We start from the raw sequence: 370 nt of genomic DNA, 5'->3' as shown, positions 1-370 counted from the left end.
ACTCAAATTGCAGCGTTCAAATGTGCAGTTTGTAAACTTACATTTCTGGAATTTAACCGCTGAAAAATCGCAGTCGGAGAATTGGCAATCTTCAAACTCGACGTCGCTATATTTCTCATCAGGTGAGGAAAGCTTCTCAAAAGAAACGTCGAAATATTGCTCATTATTTTTTAAATCTGTCATCGTATCCTCTGAATAGCCTAACGCCAAATTAAGCTGCTACCAACGCACAATGTCACTTTCAGCAATGCACCGTAATCACTAAACCATTTTGGAACTAATTCAGCCACGCGTTGGTAGTCAGGCTTGAATTTTTTGTTAGGTGTTACTGTTTCGCATTCATTAACTTGGCAAAGAACCACTAATTTAA

1 protein-coding gene is annotated in these 370 nt (G+C 38.4%); it reads right to left on the bottom strand.

What is annotated here, in order from left to right:
- The coding region (locus EXZ60_RS19015; protein ID WP_277436164.1) for a pentapeptide repeat-containing protein at nucleotides 1–183 on the bottom strand (183 nt) is incomplete at its 3' end.
- Nucleotides 184–370 lie beyond the last annotated feature (187 nt).

Source organism: Vibrio sp. 1151_11 (assembly GCF_029478525.1).
Lineage (GTDB): Bacteria > Pseudomonadota > Gammaproteobacteria > Enterobacterales > Vibrionaceae > Vibrio > Vibrio anguillarum.
The sequence above is the reverse complement of the archived record's forward strand: the minus strand, read 5'-3'. Positions and strand labels throughout refer to the sequence as shown.